At 68.1% G+C, this 251-nt stretch carries 1 pseudogene; it reads right to left on the reverse strand.

What is annotated here, in order from left to right:
* Positions 1-126: pseudogene (locus JHD63_RS24505) on the reverse strand (protein translocase subunit SecF); the annotation flags it as partial.
* Positions 127-251 lie beyond the last annotated feature (125 nt).

Below are 251 nucleotides of genomic sequence, written 5' to 3' on the forward strand. Positions count from 1 at the left end.
GCGGCTGATGGTGGTCGTGATGGCGTGGTTGATCACGCGCTCGGTGTCCATCTTGCGCTGGCGGCGGAAGGTCTCGCGCACGCGGTCGAAGATGACCACCGACTCGTTCACCGAGTAGCCCAGCACCTGTCTCTTATACACATCTCCGAGCCCACGAGACCGTACAGGAAATCGCGTATGCCGTCTTCTGCTTGAAAAGGGGGGGGGGGGGGGGGGGGGGGGGGGGGGGGGGGGGGGGGGGGGGGGGGGGG

Source organism: Xylophilus sp. ASV27 (assembly GCF_016428875.1).
In the GTDB taxonomy this organism is placed as follows: Bacteria; Pseudomonadota; Gammaproteobacteria; order Burkholderiales; family Burkholderiaceae_C; genus Xylophilus.